Source organism: Streptomyces sp. NBC_00239, from assembly GCF_036194065.1.
In the GTDB taxonomy this organism is placed as follows: Bacteria; Actinomycetota; Actinomycetes; order Streptomycetales; family Streptomycetaceae; genus Streptomyces.
This window is the reverse complement of the sequence record NZ_CP108095.1, coordinates 4759046-4777308: the sequence shown is the minus strand read 5'-3', so window position 1 is coordinate 4777308 and position 18263 is coordinate 4759046. Positions and strand designations below refer to the sequence as shown.

The 18263-nt window shown below is 72.3% G+C and carries 15 protein-coding genes; 10 read left to right on the top strand and 5 right to left on the bottom strand.

The window, feature by feature from the left end:
• Positions 1–220 precede the first annotated feature (220 nt).
• A complete protein-coding gene (locus OG764_RS21095) occupies positions 221–2398 on the bottom strand; it encodes a D-alanyl-D-alanine carboxypeptidase family protein (protein ID WP_328969975.1) in 2178 nt (725 codons plus the stop codon).
• 1191 nt (positions 2399–3589) lie between these two features.
• On the opposite strand from OG764_RS21095, the gene OG764_RS21090 reads away from it, so the two are divergent.
• From OG764_RS21090 to OG764_RS21080, 3 genes are all read left to right on the top strand, one after another.
• Entirely contained in the window at positions 3590–4375 is a 786-nt protein-coding gene (locus OG764_RS21090; protein WP_328969974.1) for a GOLPH3/VPS74 family protein, read from the top strand.
• Between the two features lie 672 nt (positions 4376–5047).
• Complete coding sequence (locus tag OG764_RS21085; protein ID WP_328969973.1) at positions 5048–5938, top strand: helix-turn-helix domain-containing protein; 891 nt, start codon at positions 5048–5050, stop codon at positions 5936–5938.
• Positions 5939–6237: 299 nt separating this feature from the next.
• Entirely contained in the window at positions 6238–6450 is a 213-nt protein-coding gene (locus tag OG764_RS21080) for a DUF397 domain-containing protein (protein ID WP_328969972.1), read from the top strand.
• A 189-nt stretch (positions 6451–6639) separates the two neighbouring features.
• Here OG764_RS21080 and OG764_RS21075 read toward each other — a convergent pair whose 3' ends face one another.
• Positions 6640–7536, bottom strand: coding sequence for a hypothetical protein (locus tag OG764_RS21075; RefSeq protein ID WP_328969971.1), 897 nt, complete (start codon positions 7534–7536; stop codon positions 6640–6642).
• A gap of 340 nt (positions 7537–7876) precedes the next feature.
• On the opposite strand from OG764_RS21075, the gene OG764_RS21070 reads away from it, so the two are divergent.
• The 3 genes from OG764_RS21070 (at position 7877) to OG764_RS21060 (ending at position 11491) form a co-directional block, all read left to right on the top strand.
• Positions 7877–9112 carry an FG-GAP-like repeat-containing protein gene (locus tag OG764_RS21070; RefSeq protein WP_328969970.1) on the top strand — a complete coding sequence of 412 codons (1236 nt, stop codon included), beginning with the start codon at positions 7877–7879 and terminating at the stop codon, positions 9110–9112.
• 299 nt (positions 9113–9411) lie between these two features.
• On the top strand, positions 9412–10602 hold the full coding sequence (locus OG764_RS21065) for an aminotransferase-like domain-containing protein (RefSeq protein WP_328969969.1): 1191 nt from the start codon (positions 9412–9414) through the stop codon (positions 10600–10602).
• Positions 10603–10678: 76 nt separating this feature from the next.
• The gene (locus tag OG764_RS21060; protein WP_328969968.1) at positions 10679–11491 is read left to right on the top strand and encodes an alpha/beta fold hydrolase; all 813 of its coding nucleotides are present in this window, start codon (positions 10679–10681) and stop codon (positions 11489–11491) included.
• Between the two features lie 35 nt (positions 11492–11526).
• Here OG764_RS21060 and OG764_RS21055 read toward each other — a convergent pair whose 3' ends face one another.
• The 3 genes from OG764_RS21055 to OG764_RS21040 form a co-directional block, all read right to left on the bottom strand.
• Positions 11527–12129 (bottom strand): Uma2 family endonuclease, encoded by a 603-nt coding sequence (locus OG764_RS21055; RefSeq protein WP_328969967.1) that lies wholly within the window; start codon positions 12127–12129, stop codon positions 11527–11529.
• A 49-nt stretch (positions 12130–12178) separates the two neighbouring features.
• Positions 12179–12412: a hypothetical protein gene (locus OG764_RS21050; RefSeq protein WP_328973304.1), complete on the bottom strand. Its 234-nt coding sequence runs from the start codon at positions 12410–12412 to the stop codon at positions 12179–12181.
• Positions 12413–13764: 1352 nt separating this feature from the next.
• Positions 13765–14181, bottom strand: a complete 417-nt coding sequence (locus OG764_RS21040; protein WP_328969966.1) for an ATP-binding protein — start codon at positions 14179–14181, stop codon at positions 13765–13767.
• A 138-nt stretch (positions 14182–14319) separates the two neighbouring features.
• Between OG764_RS21040 and OG764_RS21035 the strand changes: the two genes are divergently transcribed.
• The 4 genes from OG764_RS21035 to OG764_RS21020 all read left to right on the top strand — a co-directional run bounded on the left by OG764_RS21035 (position 14320) and on the right by OG764_RS21020 (position 18185).
• Positions 14320–15180, top strand: a complete 861-nt coding sequence (locus OG764_RS21035; protein WP_328969965.1) for a helix-turn-helix domain-containing protein — start codon at positions 14320–14322, stop codon at positions 15178–15180.
• Positions 15177–15425, top strand: a complete 249-nt coding sequence (locus OG764_RS21030) for a DUF397 domain-containing protein (RefSeq protein WP_328969964.1) — start codon at positions 15177–15179, stop codon at positions 15423–15425. Before OG764_RS21035 ends, OG764_RS21030 begins: the two co-directional genes overlap by 4 nt.
• Positions 15426–15603: 178 nt before the next feature.
• Positions 15604–17298 carry a hypothetical protein gene (locus OG764_RS21025; RefSeq protein WP_328969963.1) on the top strand — a complete coding sequence of 565 codons (1695 nt, stop codon included), beginning with the start codon at positions 15604–15606 and terminating at the stop codon, positions 17296–17298.
• Positions 17299–17402: 104 nt separating this feature from the next.
• Positions 17403–18185 carry an SDR family oxidoreductase gene (locus OG764_RS21020; RefSeq protein WP_328969962.1) on the top strand — a complete coding sequence of 261 codons (783 nt, stop codon included), beginning with the start codon at positions 17403–17405 and terminating at the stop codon, positions 18183–18185.
• Positions 18186–18263: the final 78 nt, after the last annotated feature.

Below are 18263 nucleotides of genomic sequence, written 5' to 3'. Positions count from 1 at the left end.
GTCCCGGCACCTCAGCCACCTCAGAAGCCCCCGGCGCTCCCGGCGCCCCCGGCGTCTCCGGCTTAGCGGTCGTCACTCGTCGCACCCCACATCGTCCGCCCCGCCCCCAGCCGTAGACGAGAGCCGGCGCCCCGGGGTTCCCGGAGCGCCGGCGCCGTACATCTTCGGGATTCCGGTCGGAATCCCTACCCCTACAGAATCACGACCCTCGGCCGGGCCGTCACCCGACCCTGGTCAGCTTGCTGCCGAAGCCCGGTTCGACCAGGTCCGTCTGGAGTGCCACCGGCACCTTGACCTGGCTGACGCCCGAGCCGACCGTCAGCGTGCCGATCTCCGTGCCCGCCTTCGCGGTGTGCGGGATCTTGGCGCCGGCGCCTGCGGTCCCGTCGCCGAGCTTCACGTCGATCTTGAGCGAGGCCCAGCCCACCGCCTCCACGTCACCGGTGGCGACGACCGCGGTCTTGCCGCCGAGCCCGTCGTCGACGTATCCGACGACGTCGCCCTTCTTGATCACCTTCGCGCCGGTGAGCGCGTCCTGGGTCTCCAGCATCATCTTCTTGCTTGCGGCGATGGCGGTGTCGAGGATCGGCGTCCCGTGCTGGCCGAGCACCGCGCCGACGATGAACTGGTCCGTCTTCCCGACGATCTTGTGCGCGGCGAAGAGCAGGTTGCCGCCGGCGGCCGTGGTGCTGCCCGTCTTGATGCCGAGCGCGCCGTTGTACGGGACCAGGGAGTTCCAGTTGCTCCAGGTCTTGCCCGACGGGTCCTTCCAGCTGGGCAGCTTGGTGATGTCGCGCAGCACCTGGATCTCGATCAGCTTCAGACCCAGCTTGACCTGGTCCTCGGCGGTGCTGACCGTCGTCGCGTCCAGGCCAGAGGGGTCCGTGTACGTGGTGTTGGTCATGCCGAGTTCGCGGGCGGTGTCGTTCATCTTCTTGACGAACGCCTCCTGGGAACCGGCGTCCCAGCGCGCCAGCAGCCGGGCGATGTTGTTCGCGGAGGGGATCATCAGCGCGGCGATGGCGTCGTACTCGCTGATCTTGTGCCCCTCCCGGACGGTGTTGAGGGTGGACTCGTTGTCCGTCTTGTCCTTCTGCCCCTCCAGCTCCGCCGTCTTGTCGACGTCGATCATCGCGCCCTTCTCGCCGCGCTTGAACGGGTGGTCGCGAAGGATGATGTACGCCGTCATGGACTTGGTGACGGAGGCGATCGGGATGGGCTTCTGCTCGCCGTACGACCCGACGGTGCCGAGGCCGGAGGCGGCCATCCAGGCCTGCCCCTCGGTGGGCATGGTCAGGTTCGGCTTGTCACCCGCGAACGTGTACGAGGTGTTCGCGGTCATCGTCAGCTTCGGTTCGGGCAGCGGCCGGACCATCTGCACGACGGCGAAGATCACGGCGAGGAGGACCACCAGCGGGGTCCAGATCTTGAACCGCCGGACCGTGGTACGGATCGCGGTGGGCGGCGGGGGCGGGTTGTTCGTCAGCTCGGCGAGCATGTCGAGCGGCGGCTTCGGCGGCAGCGGCTGCTGCCGGGTCCGCTCGGCCTCGCCGAGGGCACCCTGACCGCCGGAGGCGCCGAAACCCGCGGGCGTCGAGCCGAACGCGCCCGAGCCGGCACCCGGCGCCGACCCGGCAGCCGCGCCGACACCGGCACCAGCCGCCGCACCCGCACCGGCACCGGTACCCGTCCCCGCACCCGACACAGAGCCGTGCGTACGGACCGGGCCGCGGGACGCCGGTCCGGCGGAGGTGCCGGGCGCGCCCTGCTGGGGGGCGGCGGTCTTGGCCTGCGGGGTCCGCGGGCCGGTGTCGTCCTTGCGCAGCGGTACGAAGGTGCTCGTGCGCGAGCCGTCGGACTCGCCGCCGGCGGCGGGCTTCGGCACGCTCGGCGCGGCAGACCCGCCGGACGCTGCAGATCCACCGGATCCGCCGGGCCCACCGGACCCGCCCGGCGCGCTCGGCATGCGGAACACGGCGGTGGGCTGGTCGACGGGCCGGTCCGCCGGAGCCTCGGGACGGGGCCCGGACTCGGGCCCGGTCTTGGGCCCGGCACCGGCCCCAGCCCCGGCACCGGCCCCGCCGATCTTCGGCGCGCGGAAGGCGGTGGTGGGCTGGTCCACGAAGCCGCCCGCGCCCTGGGGCGCGGGTCCCGTCCTCGGGGTCACGGCCTTCAGCACGGTGGTCTCGTCGCTGCGCGGCGGCCGCGGCGTCTTCGGCGTGATGGCCTTGAGCACGGTCGTCTGATCGGCCGGAGCCTCGGGCTCCGCCTTCGCGCCGGCGCTCTCGCCGACCTTGTCGCCGCCGCCGGCCTTGTCGCCGGCCCTGTCCTCGGGCTTCCCGGCCGTGGGCTTGCCGGTCGCAGGCTTGCCGGCCGTGGGCTTCACGGCACGGAACACGGCCGTCTCGTCGCCCGCACCCGTACCGGCCTTCGCACCTGCACCGCCTCCACCAGCGGCACCACCAGCACCTCTGGCACCACCTCGCCCACCGTCGGCACTCTCCGCGCCATCCCCGCCGTCGGCGCCGCCGCCACTCTCGGCACCGTCCGCCGTGGCGACCCAAGCGGCCACGGCCGCACGCAGGTTGTCGCCGTCACCGGCGGCGGCCGGACGCGGCGCACCACCCCGCGGGTCTACGGGCTTTGCATCCGCACGCGGGTCGGAAGAGGAATCGGAGTCGCTCGCTCCGGAGTTGCGGGCAGGCGCGTCGGCAGCACTCGGCGCGCTCTTCGCGGCCGGACGTCGTACGGCGAACCAGTCCACCGGCTCATCGGCCTCGGCCGCATCGGGCCCGGCGGCGGAGGCGCGCTCGCCCCCGGCACCCGTACCGCCCGACGGGGTCCCGGCAGAGCCGGCCGCGCCGGATTCCCCGGCCGCCGCACCCCCGTCGGCAGCCTTCTCGCCCTCCGCACCGGCCCCGGACCGGCCCTGGGCCCGCGACGGCCCGTCGGTGCCGCTCCCGGCCCCGGACGAGCCCTCGGGCGCGTCGGCGGCTCCAGACGGGCGCTCAGGCGCCGCAACGGCCCCGGAAGGGCCCTCAATCGCAGGCGAGTCCTCAGCGGACGGCGACGGCGACGGGGACAGCGACGGCGACGCGGGCGCTGACGCGGACGCGGACGCGGAATCCGCTTCGGACCCGGCGGCGACATCCGGCCCGGACGCCGCTTCGGCCTCCGGCTCCGGCTCCGGCTCCGGCTCCGGCTCCGGCTCCGGCTCCGGCTCCGGCTCCGGCTCCGGCTCCGCCGCAGACGCGGCGTCCGGCACGGAGTCCCGTTCCGGCGTGCGGGGCACCGAGAGGCGGAGACGGGGGTCGCGCTCCTCCGTGGATTCCGCTGTGGAGTCCGCCGCCCCCGACGAACCTTGCTTCACCGACTTGTCGGGGGACTCGCCCGCCACCAGTTCCTCCTCGCTCGCTGTCCAGCTTGTCCAGCTGTCCGAACCGTCTAACAGTGTCCCGTCTCGGGGGCATCGCCCCCGTGGTAGACGAGAACGACATAGCTGCTGGTTCCCCCACAAAGCGGCCAGGCACTCTCGACAGATGAATGTGAGAGGGGTCACCCTGTCACTCATCCACGCGGGGAGGCATGGATGGGCAGGAGCCGCAGAACAATTCCGGAGGAGCTTCTGCTGCTCGCCTTGGACCCGGCCACGGGAACCACGGCGCAGCCGCAGTCGCTCGACCTCGGCCTGGCCGGGGCACAGCTAGTAGAGCTGGCTCTGGCAGGACGGATAGCCCCAGACGGGGATCGTATCGCCGTGGTGATGCCACGGCCGACAGGAGATCCGACCTTGGACTCCGCACTGGAACTGCTGCGCAGGCGCGGCAGTCCGGTTCGGGCCGTCCACTGGATCGGTGGGCCCCGGTTGGGTCTCCGCCAGATTTACCTCGCTCACCTGGAGCGTTGCGGCATGGTGCATGCCGTGGCGGGCCAGATGTGCGGGGTGCTGCCGACGACTCGCTACCAGGCGACCGACACGGCGATCAGCCGGGAGATCCGAGCCCGGCTGGACAGTGCGATCCGCACCGGCGTACCGCCGGACCCGCGGACCGCGGCGCTTGCCGCGCTGGCCCACGCGGTCGGGCTCGGCAAGCACCTGTACCCGGGCAACGAAGGACGGTCGTCCCGCTCCAGGCTGCGGGACCTCATCCGGCACGACCCCATGGGCGGACTCGTGGCGCACGCCGTGATGGACGTCCAGAACGGTGCCGCCGCGCAGCCGCGGCGCGCTCCGGCACCGGGTGCCGGGCACCAGCCCGTCGGGGCGACGGCTTCGGCCGCGTCCGCGGCCGGGTCGGCGTCCGCCCGTGCGGCGACCGGCGGTGTTCCGCTGCAGCCGCGGCGGGGGGTCATGGCCCGCGCCGTCGCGCACTGACGCGCGTACGGGTATTGCAGGCAGGCACGAATACGTTCGGAACCGCCGGCGCGCGGGGAGGACGGGACCGGAACCACCCGGCCCCGCCACCCCGCGCGTCCGCCGTTTCCCCCACCCCGACGCCCGGGGGTGCAATCCCAGTCTCACCGGCTGACCGTGACGCGCATCTCCAGCCTCACCGAGGCCCTGGGGGCAACTCCCAGCCTCGCCGGCGTTGGAGGCGCGGGTCCGGGCGGAGCCCGGCTGACCCCGCACACCCTCCAGCCCCTCCGGCGCACATCCCAGCCCCTCCGGCGCACATCCCAGCCCCTCCGGCGTTTGAGGAGCGGGTCCGGGCGGAGCCCGGTGCCCGGCGTCAGCCGGGTTGCAGTCTTGGGGCTCCGCCCCAAACCCCGCGCCTCAAACGCCGGCGAGGCTGGATATGCCGCACGCAGCACCGGCAAGCCCGGGAGTTGCGCCCCCGGGCACCGGCGAGGCTGGAGGTTGCCCGCCAGTGCGCCAACGTGGCGGTTGACGCGCTTGTGGTGGCGCGGGTTTTCGATCGCTTTCCTGTCACTTTCCCAGCGCCACCCGGCCGTTCGGTGGCAATCTGCACATCAGCAGATACGCAGAGATACACCCAGCGGGCAGTCAGCCAGACGCTCGCAGCCGGAAAGCGGAGGTGCCGTTCCCGTGGCGTCCAATGTCAACCCCACCGTCCGACGCCGCCGACTGGGCATGGAGCTCCGCAAGCTCCGTGAGGACAAGGGCATGACGGCCGAGCAGGTCGCCGAGCGGCTCCTCGTCTCCCAGTCGAAGATCAGCCGACTCGAGAACGGCCGTCGCTCGATCAGCCAGCGCGACGTCCGCGACCTGTGCGACGTCTACGAGGTGGAGGACCGCCGGTTGGTCGACTCGCTGATGCAGATGGCCAAGGACTCGCGCCAGCAGGGCTGGTGGCACGCGTTCGGGGACATTCCGTACAGCGTCTACATCGGCCTGGAGACGGACGCGGCCTCGCTGCGCGTCTACGAGCCGCAGATCATCCCCGGACTGCTCCAGACCCCCGAGTACGCGGCGGCCATCGTGCGCGGCGCGCTTCCCGAGACGGCGCAGCTGGACATCGAGAAGCGGGTGCAGGTGCGGATGCGCCGGCAGGACCGGATCGTCGCGGACGAGTCCGCCCCGGAGCGCGGTCCGCTGCGCCTGTGGGCGGTCATCGACGAGGCCGCGCTGCGCCGCCGGGTCGGTGACGGAGCGGTCATGATCCGTCAGCTGGAGCACCTGATGCAGCAGTCGGAGCTTCCGCATGTGACCGTTCAGGTCATGCCGTTCAGCATGGGCGCGCACCCGGGTGTGAACGGTCAGTACGCGATTCTGGAATTTCCGGACGCTTCGGATTCGACTGTTGTCTACATCGAAGGCGTCACGAGCGACTTGTACCTGGAGAAGGCGAACGACGTTCAGAAGTACAGCGTCATGTACGAGCACTTGCGGGCACAGGCGCTGAATGTCGAGCAGACCCGGGACTTCATCGCGGACATCATCGACGATCACGCCGTTCATGCCGATAAGGGCGCCTAAGCGTCCGCATCTGCCCGCCTGCCGGTAAATCCGGCGGAAAGCCCGAAACGCGGACAGGTCGCGGCAGATACCCGCAGGTCACGGGCTGGCGGCGAGGCGAGCCGGTACGGTACACCGTCAACGCCCGGCCGCGGAAGACCCTACTGGAATATGCCATCCAGTCGAGTGAACGCCCTCTTCAGACTCGGACTTCGGCGAGTAGCGTCGATCACGCCAATCAGGAAAAGGTTGGCGCGAGATCAGCTCGACAGATCTCGAAGCAACTCGACAGCAACTCGACTTCTCAAACCGGAGTGAAAATGGCGATTCACCAGGGTGCCACGATGAACTGGACGAAGTCCTCGTATTCTGCCGGAAACGGTGCATGCGTGGAGGTCAAGTCCCCCGTCGTGGCCGAGATCGCGGTGCAGGACTCGAAGGTGCAGGGCGGTCCGTCCCTCACCTTCGCGCCCGGCTCGTGGACTTCCTTCGTCTCCGGCGTGACCCGGGGCCCGCTGGGGCACCTCGCCTGAACGCAGGGGAGAACACGCCATCCGCAACCGACGCACTACTGACATGAGCCCTCTCGACCGGCACGCCGTCCTGGCCGAGGGGGCTCGGCCATGCCCGGGCCCCCTCCAGAACCGGGACCGGGACCGCGCCGGGACACGGGCGCGGACGCGGGCCGTTCGTACGTACGCCCGGCACGGCGGGTCCGGGGATCAGCGCAGCTGGTCCACGTACCGGTCGGTGCCCGGCACGGTCGGGATGAACGGCGCGACCAGCTCCACCCGCCCCAGCCCGCTCTCCGCGACCTCCGCGTCCAGCCCGCGGAACCGGTCCCAGCACTCCCGCGGGTCGGCCTCCAGGAACCACAGCAGCGTCAGCCGGGTGTCGACGCCCTCGACCTGCTTGACGTAGGTCATGCGGTCGCCCGGCAGCGGGGTCGGCCGGAAGACCGTGACCATGGCCGCCGGCCCGCCGGCCAGCCGCTTCGGCAGGGCCCGCGACCGCAGCCACTCCAGCAGTTCGGCGCGCTGCTCCGGCCCGTCGGCGTCGACGGCCTGGAGGACCAGCCCGCGGTACGGGTGGTCGAGGGCGTGGAAGTCGCGGGGGCCCGCGGCCCCGTCCCGGTAGACGCTCGCCACGTGGTCCTGGAAGGCGGTGAACACGTGCGTGCGGTCCTGGTAGACGCGTCCGTCGCGGTTGAGGCGCTTGTTGATGCCGACGGTCCACTTCATGTGCTCGTCGTACCGGCCGGCCGTCACCCAGTACGTGGAGAGGTAGCAGCCGGCGGTGACGGGCTGGGCGACGGCCGACTTCTCCGGGTACCGCAGCTCTTGCAGCTCCCGGGTCGCCACCCAGCGCCGGCCCGCGTACATCCAGGGCATGGCCATCGCCCCGGCGTAGTAGTGGTCGTCCTCGTACCAGCGGTTGTACGCGAACTCGTGCCCGGGATGCGGCTCGACCATGGTGATCAGCGCGTGGCCGGGCCGCACCCCGTACGGACCGACGGCGGCCAGCTCCGCGTACGCCTCGGGCCGGGTGTCCTGCGCCCGCGAGTCTTCGGTTCGGGGGTCTTCGGTTCGGGAGCCTTCTGCTCCGGATTCTCGGGTCATGCGACCGGTCTAACTGATGCTGTATCAGATTACGAGAGTCCGGCACCGCCGGGGGGCGGGGGGCAACCGCCGTGGGGAGGCGGGGCAGTCGCCGGGAGGCGGGCAGTCGCCGGGAGGCGGGCAGTCGCCGGGAGGCGGGGCAAGCCCGCACTGCCGCCGGCGGCGGGCCGTCCGGCCGGCAGCACTACGCGGACACCGCGGGAACCGGACGCGGACATTGCCCCGGTCCGGCCACAAGGCGGGAGCGCCGGGAACCCGGGCCGCTCCCGCCCGCATCCGTCCTCTCCGAGAGCACGGCGCGAGCACCGCGCCGCACACCCACTCGGAAGGGACCCGGCTCATGCTCAAGGGACGTAAGGGACTTCTGCGCGGCGCGACCGCGGGCATCGCACTCGGACTGGGCACACTCCTACTCGGCGCCCTGGGACTTGCCACCGCACCTGCCGCGCGGGCCGACGCGGCCGGGTTCGGGGACTGTGCCGCCGGGCGCTTCTGCGCCTGGACGAACACCACGGCCACCGGGTCCCGCCTCCAGACGGACACCGACACCCCCTGGCTGGGGAGCACGTACGACAACCGGATCCGGTCCTTCACCAACCGGACCTCGTGGGTCGCCTGCCTGTACTCGGGCCGCAACTACGAGGTGGAGACCGGGCCGGCGGGCAGCTGGACGGCGGTCAGACCGCACACCGCCGGTACGGGCTACAGCGGCACCGCGCACCTGGACAAGAGCTCGCTGAAGTTCGTCCGCACCGCCCGTGAGTGCGTCCTTCCGGCCTTCCCCTTCTGGTGGGACGAGCCCGGCACCACCGCCACCGGCTTCGGCGACCTGAACGGCGACCGGCGTTCCGACGTCCTCGTGCGCGACGAGACGGGCGCGCTGTGGTTCGTCTCGGGCGACGGCGACGCGTGGCTGGCCGGGGTGAGCGGCTGGAACGGCATGAGCGCGATCACCCGGCACGGCGACTTCAGCCGGGACGGCCGGGAGGACCTGATCGCCCGCGAGCGCGCCACCGGGAAGCTGTGGCTGTACCCGGGCACCGGCGACGGGGACTTCCTCCCGCGGCGCGTGATCGGCAGCGTCGGCTGGAACTCCATGTCCCTGATCACCGCGTTCGGCGACCTGACCGGCGACCGCCGGGGCGATCTCGTCGCCCGCGAGACCGCCACCGGGAAGCTGTGGCTGTACCCGGGGACGGCCACCGGCGGCCTCGGCGCCCGCCGGCTGATCGGCGGCAGCGGCTGGGGTGCGATGAACGCGCTGGTCGGCGCGGGTGACCTGACGCGCGACGGCCGCCCGGACCTGCTGGCCCGCGAGACCGCCACCGGCCGGCTGTGGCTGTACCCGGGCACGGCCGCCGGCGGCCTGGCGCCGCGCCGCCTGATCGGCAGCGGCGGCTGGAACTCCATGACGTCGATCGTCGCCAACGGCGACATCACCGGCGACGGGCGCCTCGACATCGCGACGGTCACGAGCAGCGGCAAGCTGATGCGCTACCCGGGCCGCGGCGACGGCACCCTCGCCGCCGGGTTCGTGTCGGACTCCGAGTGGTGGGGGCTCAACGGGGCCTTCTGACCCGGCCCTCCGGCGCCACCGCCCGCCACGGGCAGGAACGGGTATGCACGGGCGGGCACAGGGGGGGGCTGGGGCTGGGCGGCCGGCGCTGGGGCTGGGGCCGGGGCTCGCGCCGGGGCTGGGGTCGGCGCCGAAGCCGGCGCTGAGGCCGGGCCGCCCAACTCCCCTTGCTGGAGCGGGAGTAGAGCAACGCGAAGGGGAGGTACCAACTCCGGAAAGATAGGTGTCGGCTGCACGTAATCCCGGCTAGGGTGGCCGGAATCGCATGCACGTCCGCCGCCGCCGTTCCGGGAGCCCCCATGCCTGCCGCCGCCCAGCCCCCCGCGTTTGCCGCCCGCGCGACCTCGGTCGGCGGCTCGCCCGTACGGGAGATCCTCGCGCTCACCGAGCGGCCCGGGGTGATCTCGTTCGCGGGCGGGCTGCCGGCGCCCGAGCTGTTCGACACGACCGGGCTGCGGGCCGCGTACGACGCCGCGTTCGCGGACAGCGGGGCCCGCGCGCTCCAGTACTCGACCACCGAGGGCGCGCCCGAGCTGCGCGCGACCGTCGCGGCCCGGGCGAGCGCCCGCGGGCTGGCCACCGACCCCGACGACGTGCTGATCACCACCGGTTCGCAGCAGGCCCTGACGCTGATCACGGCGACCCTCGTCGAGCCCGGCGACGTGGTCCTCGTCGAGAACCCCACCTACCTCGCCGCCCTCCAGTGCTTCGGCCTCGCGGGCGCCCGGGTCGTCGCCGTCCCGTGCGACGAGGACGGGATCATCCCCGAGGCCTTGGAGGAGCTGGTGCTGCGCGAGCGCCCCAAGCTCCTGTACTCGGTGCCCACCTTCCAGAACCCCACCGGCCGCACCCTGCCCGCGGCCCGCCGCGCCGCCGTCGCGGAGACCGCCGGCCGGCTCGGCCTGTGGCTGATCGAGGACGACCCGTACGGCGAACTCCGTTACGAGGGCGCCGAGGTGCCGTGGCTGGCCGCGCACCCGGGCGCCGAGGACCGTACGGCGCTCCTCGGCAGCTTCTCCAAGATCATGGCGCCGGGCCTGCGGCTGGGCTGGCTGCGCGCGCCCGCGGCCCTGCGCCGGGCCGCCGCCGTCGCCAAGCAGGCCGCCGACCTGCACACCTCGACCGTGGACCAGATAGCCGCCGCCCGCTACCTCGCCGCCAACGACCTCGACGCGCACGTGGCGAAGATCCGTACCGCCTACGGTGCGCGCCGCGACGCGCTGCTCGCCGGGCTCGGCGACGCGCTGCCGGCCGGGTCGCGGTGGAACCGGCCCGAGGGCGGCATGTTCGTGTGGGCCCGGCTGCCCGAGGGCCTCGACGCGACGGCCCTCCTCAAGCAGGCCATCGCCCACGACGTCGCCTTCGTCCCGGGCGCCCCCTTCTACACCGGCGAACCCGACACCCGCACCCTGCGCCTCTCCTTCACCACCCACACCCCGGAGGAGATCAAGGAGGGCCTGCGCCGCCTGGAACGGGCGTTTTCGGCCTGACCGATGAGTTGCCCTCAGTTCGGGGGTCTACCTTCCTGCGGAACGAGTCGGCACGCGGAGGGCGGGGACGATGAGGATGGCACGCAGGACGGGCTACGCACCGCTACCCGGGGCCGGCCCGTCCCTGTACTACGAGGACCACGGCTCGGGCGAGCCGCTCGTCCTGCTGCACGGCGGCCTCGGCGCGGGCGAGATGTACGAGCCGCTGCTGCGCGCCCTGACCGCGCACCGCAGGGTGATCGTCGCGGACCTGCAGGGCCACGGCCGCACCCCGGACGTTCCGGGCCGGCCGCTGCGCCCGGAGCTCCTCGCGGACGACGTCGCCGCGCTGCTGCACCACCTGGGCGTCGGGCAGGCGGACGTACTGGGCTACTCGCTCGGCGGCATGGCCGCGTTGTGGACCGCGGTCCGGCACCCCGCCCTGGTCCGGCGGCTGGTGCTGGTCTCCATCCCGTACCGGCACGACGGCTGGCACCCGGAGGTGCTGGCCGGCTTCCAGGTCCTCAGCGAGGCCGCCGCCGAACCGATGCGCCAGTCACCGCAGTACGAGCTGTACGCGCGGCTGGCGCCGCGGCCCGGGGACTGGCCGGCGCTGGTCGCCAAGTGCGGGGAGCTGATGCGCCGCCCGTACGACTGGTCCGCCGAGATCCGCGCCCTGACGTCCCCGACCCTGCTCGTGTACGGCGACACGGACTCGATCCGCCCGGCGCACATGGTGGAGTTCTACGCCCTGCTGGGCGGCGGCCTCAGCGACCCGGGCCCCTCCGGGCCGCCCCCCGCCGCGGACGGCCCCCGCCACCGCCTCGCGATCCTCCCGTCCGCCACCCACTACGACATCCTGTCGTCCCCGTCACTGCCGCCCGCCCTGATCCCGTTCCTGTACTTCTGACGTCGTGAGGAGCGCGACGGGGCGGTTCAGAGGGATCACGTCTGCCGCTTGGGCCCGTAGAGGGGGAGGTCGGTGGTCGAGATCGTCCAGTCGGCGATGGTGACGTCCTCGCCGTAGAGGAAGTCGGTGCGGGTGGCGTACCGGGGGCCCGCGGGGGTGGGGTGGATGTCGGTCAGTACGGCGCCCGTCCCGGTGCGGGGGTCGAACAGGGCGTAGACGGGGACGCCCAGGAGGGGGTAGTCACGCACCTTGCCCACCCAGTCGTTCTCCGGATTGGACTCGGACACCACCTCGATGGCCGCGATGACCGTGCGCGGGTCGAACGCCCCCTCACCCGCCATGTCGCTCCGCGCGATCACCATGACGTCCGGGTGCCTGAGGATGCCGTGGGGCTCGTCCTCGACGTCGGGCGTACCCGTGTGCGCCCAGATGTCGTCCGGCATGACCTTCTCCAGGCGCCGGCTGACCAGGCCCGCGGTCAGTTCGTGCGGACGTCCGGGGGACATCATGTCGTGCACGATCCCTTCCTTGGTGATCTCGAACTTTCCGGGAACGGCGTCGTCCAGCGCTTCCAGAGCGTCCCGCATCGCCTTGTACGGCGCGGTGGCACGGCGTGATGCGTCCGATGCGACGGTCATGGCGGCGGCTCCTCGTCTGTGGCCCGGGGCCCGAGTCATCACCTTCATGCTAGGCACCGGTTTCGGGATCGGGGTGGCAGGCGGGGCAGTGGCCGCGGGTCGGTGCGCGGTAGGCGCGGTCGCAGGACTCGCAGTTCTGCAGGGGGTGGACGATCCGGTCCGGGGCGGGGGCTGCCGGGGGCAGCCGGTGGAGCGGGATTTCGGGCGGCAGCTGCTCCCTGAGGCGGTGTTCGACGAAGGCGGCCGGGTGCCAGATGTCGTCGGGAACGTCCGCGGACAACACGCGCGCTGCCACCTCGGGCAAGGCCCCGCGTACGAGCCATACCTCCAGGAGGGGGGCCAGGCGATGTACGTCCCGCTCGGCGAGCAGCAGGCGGGGGTTGCGCTCCCTCAGCCCGCCCAGCACCCGGCGGGCCGCGGCGCTCAGCGGGTCCGCGGGGGCCAGTCCTTGCTGCCCGGCCTCGGACCGGACGCCCTCCGCCTCGTCGGCGCCCGTGGCAACACCCCGCCCCTCGCCGAGGCCCGTGGGGCAACTCCCAGCCCCGCCGATACCCGGAGCAACACCCCCAGCCTCGCCGACGCCCGTGGGGCAACCTCCAGCCTCGCCGGCACCCGGAGCAACACCCCCAGCCTCGCCGACGCCCGTGGGGCAACCTCCAGCCTCGCCGGCACCCGGAGCAACACCCCCAGCCTCGCCGACGCCCGTGGGGCAACTTCCAGCCTCGCCGGCGTTTGAGGCGCGGGTCCGGGCGGAGCCCGGTGCCCGGCGGAGCCGGGTTGTCTTGGGGCTCCGCCCCAAACCCCGCGCCTCAAACGCCGGCGAGGCTGGGAGTTGCCGGTCCGGGGCCGGGTCCGCTGACGGAGGCGGCCGGTCCGGGCCCGGGTCCGCTGACGGAGGCGGCTGGTCCGGGGCCGGGTCCGGTGCCGGGGCCAGGCCGGGGCCGGGTCCGGGTCCGGGGGGACGGTTGCGGTGCGCACCGGGCTGGTTGTACGAGACGGTTCGCGTCACGACGCGGCCACTCGGGAGCCGTTCCCGAGTGCGGGTGAGGTACCCGTACTCCTCCAGCTCGCGCAAAGCCCCCGCGATCCGGTGCTCGCCCTCCGGGAACACGGCGCACAGCGTCTTGATGCCGATCGGGGCGCCCGGCGGCAGCGACTGGATGTACAGGGCCAGCCCACGGGCGGTCAGCGACAGTTGGCGGTGCTGGGCGAGGTGGTTGCCCACCACCGTGAAGTGACTGCGGTGCCGGACGTTGACGTGGACGACACCGGATCGGGCGGTCCCGGCACGAACACGGGACTCTGCGCGCACGGGCGCGTTAGGCTGCGTGAAAGCCATCGGGAAGCTGTTCTCTTCCTCGTGGTCAGGCCCTCGCCCGGGATTGCCGTCCCGGCGGGGGCCGACGTATTTCCATTGTCGGTCGCCGCGAGCATATGCCGGACAACCCTCCCGAAATCCAATCCAGTTGGCCAGGTTCACTCGTGTGAGCTACGGGAGGCAGGGAGGGTCTGGTGAGGTCCTTTCCCCAGTTCCTTTGATTGGTTGACGTCGCCCGCCGCCGGGTCGCGGTCGGCCGGATCCCGGGCCACCGGGTCGCGGTAACCCCGACCCGGCGAGTACCGCATCACCCCAGGTCACAGCCCCACCGGGACGGAGACCTCCGCCCAGACGGTCTTGCGCGGCGCCGGGCCCGGGGTGACACCCCACCGCTCGGCCAGCGCCTCCACGATCACCAGCCCCCGACCCGACTCCGCATCCGGCACCCGGACCACGGGCAGGTCCGCCCCTCGCGTGTCCGTCACCTCGATCCGGAGGATCCCCGCCGCGACGGACATCCCGACCCGGAAGTCCCGCCCGGGCACGCGGCCGTGCGTGACGGCGTTGGCGGTCAACTCGGCGACGACATGCGCCCCCACGGTCAGCGGCAGCCCCCAGGCCCGCAGTTGCTCGACAGCAAGCAACCGCGCGAGCCGCGCACTGCGCGGCGTGGCGGACAGCTGGACCACGAACTGACGTACGGGCGACTCGATTGCGCCGAGTTGTTCATTCATGTGACTCAGCGTGGCCGTGCGTCCCTACGCTGAACAGCGATGACGCCTGTGCGTACGGAGACTGTCCGGACCTTGTCCACTGCTGTCCGGGCTGTCCGAAGCGCGCGTCGGGTACCGGGCGTTGAGGAGGTGGGGCGCATGAGCGCGGACAACAGCGACAGCACGGACGAGCCCGGCTGGGAGGTCGACCCGGAAGACGAACAGGGCGCGGCGGTGATCGCCGCCGTCGGCCGCCAGCTCAGGGCCTGGCGCGAAGGCGCCGGCTTGCGGGCCGGCGCCTTCGGAACGGCGATCGGCTACGGCGAAGACCTCGTCTACAAGGTGGAGGCGGGCAAACGGATCCCCCGCCCCGAGTACCTGGACAGGGCGGACGAGGTCCTGAACGCGAACGGCAAGATCCGCGCGATGCGGCAGGACGTGGAACAGGTCCGCTACCCGAAGCAGGTCCGCGACCTGGCCAAGACAGAGGCTCGGGCGGTCGAGTTGCTGTCCTACGGAAACCACAACTTTCATGGGTTGCTCCAGACGGAGCCGTACGCACGTGCCCTGCTGGAGACCTGGCGACCCGCGTACGACGCAAGCGAGGTCGACCGTCTGCTGGCCGCACGCATGGCGCGACGATCCATCTTCGAGCGCTCCCCCGCCCCTACCTTGAGCTTCGTGCAGGAAGAGGCGACCCTCCGCCGCCCCATCGGGGGCAAGATGGTGCTACGCCAACAGCTGGAGCACCTTCTGGAGGTCGGCCGTCTTCGGAACGTCGAGATTCAAGTGATGCCGATGAACATCGAAGACCACGCCGGGATGGGGGGCTTGATCCAGATGCTGAAGTTCGGCGACGGGACAGCGGTCGGTCGCGACGAGGGCGAGTTCAATGGTCGCCCAGTCTCGGACCCCAAGCAGCTCAGGGTCCTTGAGCTGCGTTATGGGATCATCCGGGCCCAGGCTCTCACGCCACGGGAGTCGATGGCCTTCATCGAGCAAGTGCTGGGAGAGACATGAACGGCAAGACGGAGATGACGTGGTTCAAGAGCAGCTACAGCGACAGCAGTAACGGCAACGACTGCGTCGAGGTGGCCTGGCGCAAGAGCACCTACAGCAGCAGCAGCGACATCAATGACTGCGTGGAGGTCGCCACCACCCCCGCCACCGTCCTCGTCCGCGACTCCAAGAACACCGCCGGCCCCCGCCTCGCCTTCGGCCCCGCCGCCTGGGCCGGGTTCGTCGCGCACGCCTCCGCGCGCTGAGCCTCACGTACACGTACACGTACGCACGCGGCCGCGGTACGGCGTAAAGGTGGCGGCGGAGCTGCCGGTGTGGGGGCGGTGAGCTGCCCCTCGGGCTGCCGGTCGGCGGGGTGTGGCGCTTCTAGCGTTCCCGGTGAACGCAGTTGCCGCACGCACCTCAGCCGTCTGGAGTCAGTCGATGCCCGCGTACCGTGCCCGTCGCCGTCCCGCGCTCGGATTCGTCCTCGCCGGTGCCCTCTCGCTGGGTGTCGTCCTTCCGGCCGCCGTGCCCGCCGCCGCGCAGCCCACGGCCCAGAAGCCGAAGGCCGGGGTCAAGAAGGCCACGCCGCGCCCCGACAAGGGCAGCCCGGGGCAGGGCGCCCCGGCGCCGGTCGCACGCACGACGGGAGCCGGGCAGTTCGCGATGGCCGCGACGGCGACGCCGATCAGCCGCAGCCAGGTGATCGCGCGGGCCAGGACGTGGGTGGGGCTGGGGCTCGACTACAACCAGGGCGGCACCTACCAGGGCTACCGCCGGGACTGCTCCGGTTACGTCTCCATGGCCTGGCAGCTCGCCACCCCCGGGCAGACCACCAACTCCTTCGGCCCGGCCGGGATATCGCGGGTCATCGGCAAGGGCGAGCTGAAGCCGGGCGACGCGCTGAACAACGACAAGATCGGCAACTACGGCCACGTCGTCCTCTTCGAGGGGTGGGCGGATGCGTCGCAGTCCAGCTACTGGGGCTACGAGTTCAGCGGGTCGGGCGTGCACCACCGCAAGATCCCGTACCCGTACTTCGCGGGGAACGACACGGCGAGCTACCGCCCGATCCGCAACCTCGCGGTCACCGACGACACGGCTCCGGTCCCGGCGGGCGGCGACTTCGCGACGGCAGCCGACACCGTGTTCAACCCGGACTCCGGGTCCTTCGACGTGTTCGCCACCGGCACCGACGGCGCCCTGAACCACACCTGGTGGGAGCCGGCCACCGGCTTCGGCACCTGGGCCACGGCGGGCGGCAGCCTGCGCGGGCGGCCGACGGCGGTCTACAACCCGGACTCGAAGTCCTTCGACGTCTTCGCCATCGGCAAGGACGGCCTGCTCCGGCACACCTGGTGGACCCCGGCCACCGGCTTCGGCACCTGGGCCACGGCTCCCGGCTGGCAGGTGGCCGGGGCGCCGACCGCGGTCTACAACCCGGACTCGAAGTCCTTCGACGTCTTCGCCATCGGCACCGACGGCTCCCTCAACCACACGTGGTGGAACCCCGCGACGGGCTTCGGCACCTGGGCGGCCGCGGGCGGCAACGTCACCGGCGCACCGAGCGCCGTCTACAACCCGGTCAGCAAGAGCTTCGACGTCTTCGCCATCGGCAAGGACAGCCTCCTCCGCCACACCTGGTGGAACCCGGCCACCGGCTTCGGCAGCTGGGCCACATCACCGGGCTGGAACCTCGCCGGCGCCCCCTCGGCCGTCTACAACCCCGACTCGAACAGCTTCGACGTCTTCGCCGTCGGCACCGACGGCTCGCTGAGCCACACCTGGTGGGCCCCCGCCACCGGCTTCGGCTCGTGGGCGGCCGCGGGCGGCAACGTCAGCGGTGCGCCGAGCGCCGTCTACAACCCCGCGAGCAAGTCCTTCGACGTCTTCGCCATCGGCAAGGACGGCAGCCAGAAGCACACGTGGTGGACCCCCGCCACCGGCTTCGGAAGCTGGGCGACGGGCCCCGGCACGGTCCTGACCGGATCGCCGAGCGCGGCCTACAACCCGCTCTCGCAGTCCTTCGACGTGTTCTCCATCGGCACCGACCGCGTCCTCAACCACACCTGGTGGACTCCCGCCGCCGGCTTCGGCGACTGGGGCTTCGCCGAGCCCTGGAAGCTCGGCGGCTGACCCGCGCGGTCCCGTGGGGTTCCCTCCTCCCGGCGCGGGCCCTAATCTGACGCTTCGTCAGGCGAAGTGCCGGACAAGGATTCCCGTGCCGGGAGGCGACTCGCATGCTGCTGCAAGGGAAGACCGTCATCGTGTCCGGGGTCGGGGCCGGGCTCGGGCATCAGGTGGCCGCGGCCGTGGTGCGGGACGGGGGGAACGCCGTGCTCGGGGCGCGGACCGAGGCCAATCTCGCCAAATCCGCCGCGGAGATCGACCCCGACGGCACGCACACCGCGTACCGGACCACCGACATCGGGGACGAGGAGCAGTGCCGGGCGCTGGCCGCGCTCGCGCAGGAGCGGTTCGGCGGGGTCGACGCCGTCGTGCACGTCGCGGCCTGGGACTCGTACTTCGGCGGACTGGAGGACGCCGACTTCGGGACCTGGCAGCAGATCCTCGACGTGAACCTGCTGGGCACCCTGCGCATGACCCGGGCGTGCCTGCCCGCGCTCAAGGAGCGCGGCGGGGCCGTCGTCCTCATCGGGACGCAGTCCGCGATCGCCGCGCCCAACGAGGTGCAGCAGGCCGCGTACGCCGCCTCCAAGGGGGCGCTGACCTCCGCGATGTACTCGATGGCCCGCGAGCTCGGCCCGTACCGGATCCGCGTGAACACCGTCCTGCCGGGCTGGATGTGGGGGCCGCCGGTGCAGGCCTTCGTCACCTTCACCGCGCACAGCGAGGGGATACCGGAGGCCGAGGTGCTGGCCCGCCTCGCCGGCCGGATGGCGCTGCCGGAGCTGGCCACGGACGGGGACGTGGCGGACGCGGCCGCGTTCCTCGCCTCCGACCGGGCCCGAGCCATCACCGGGCAGCAGCTTCTGGTCAACGCCGGCGAAGTGATGCGCTGAAGTGGGGCCGAAATGGGGCCGGGGCGGCCGTGAAGTGGCCGTGAGCAGCACCAAACCGCTCACGGTCGGATCATCGGA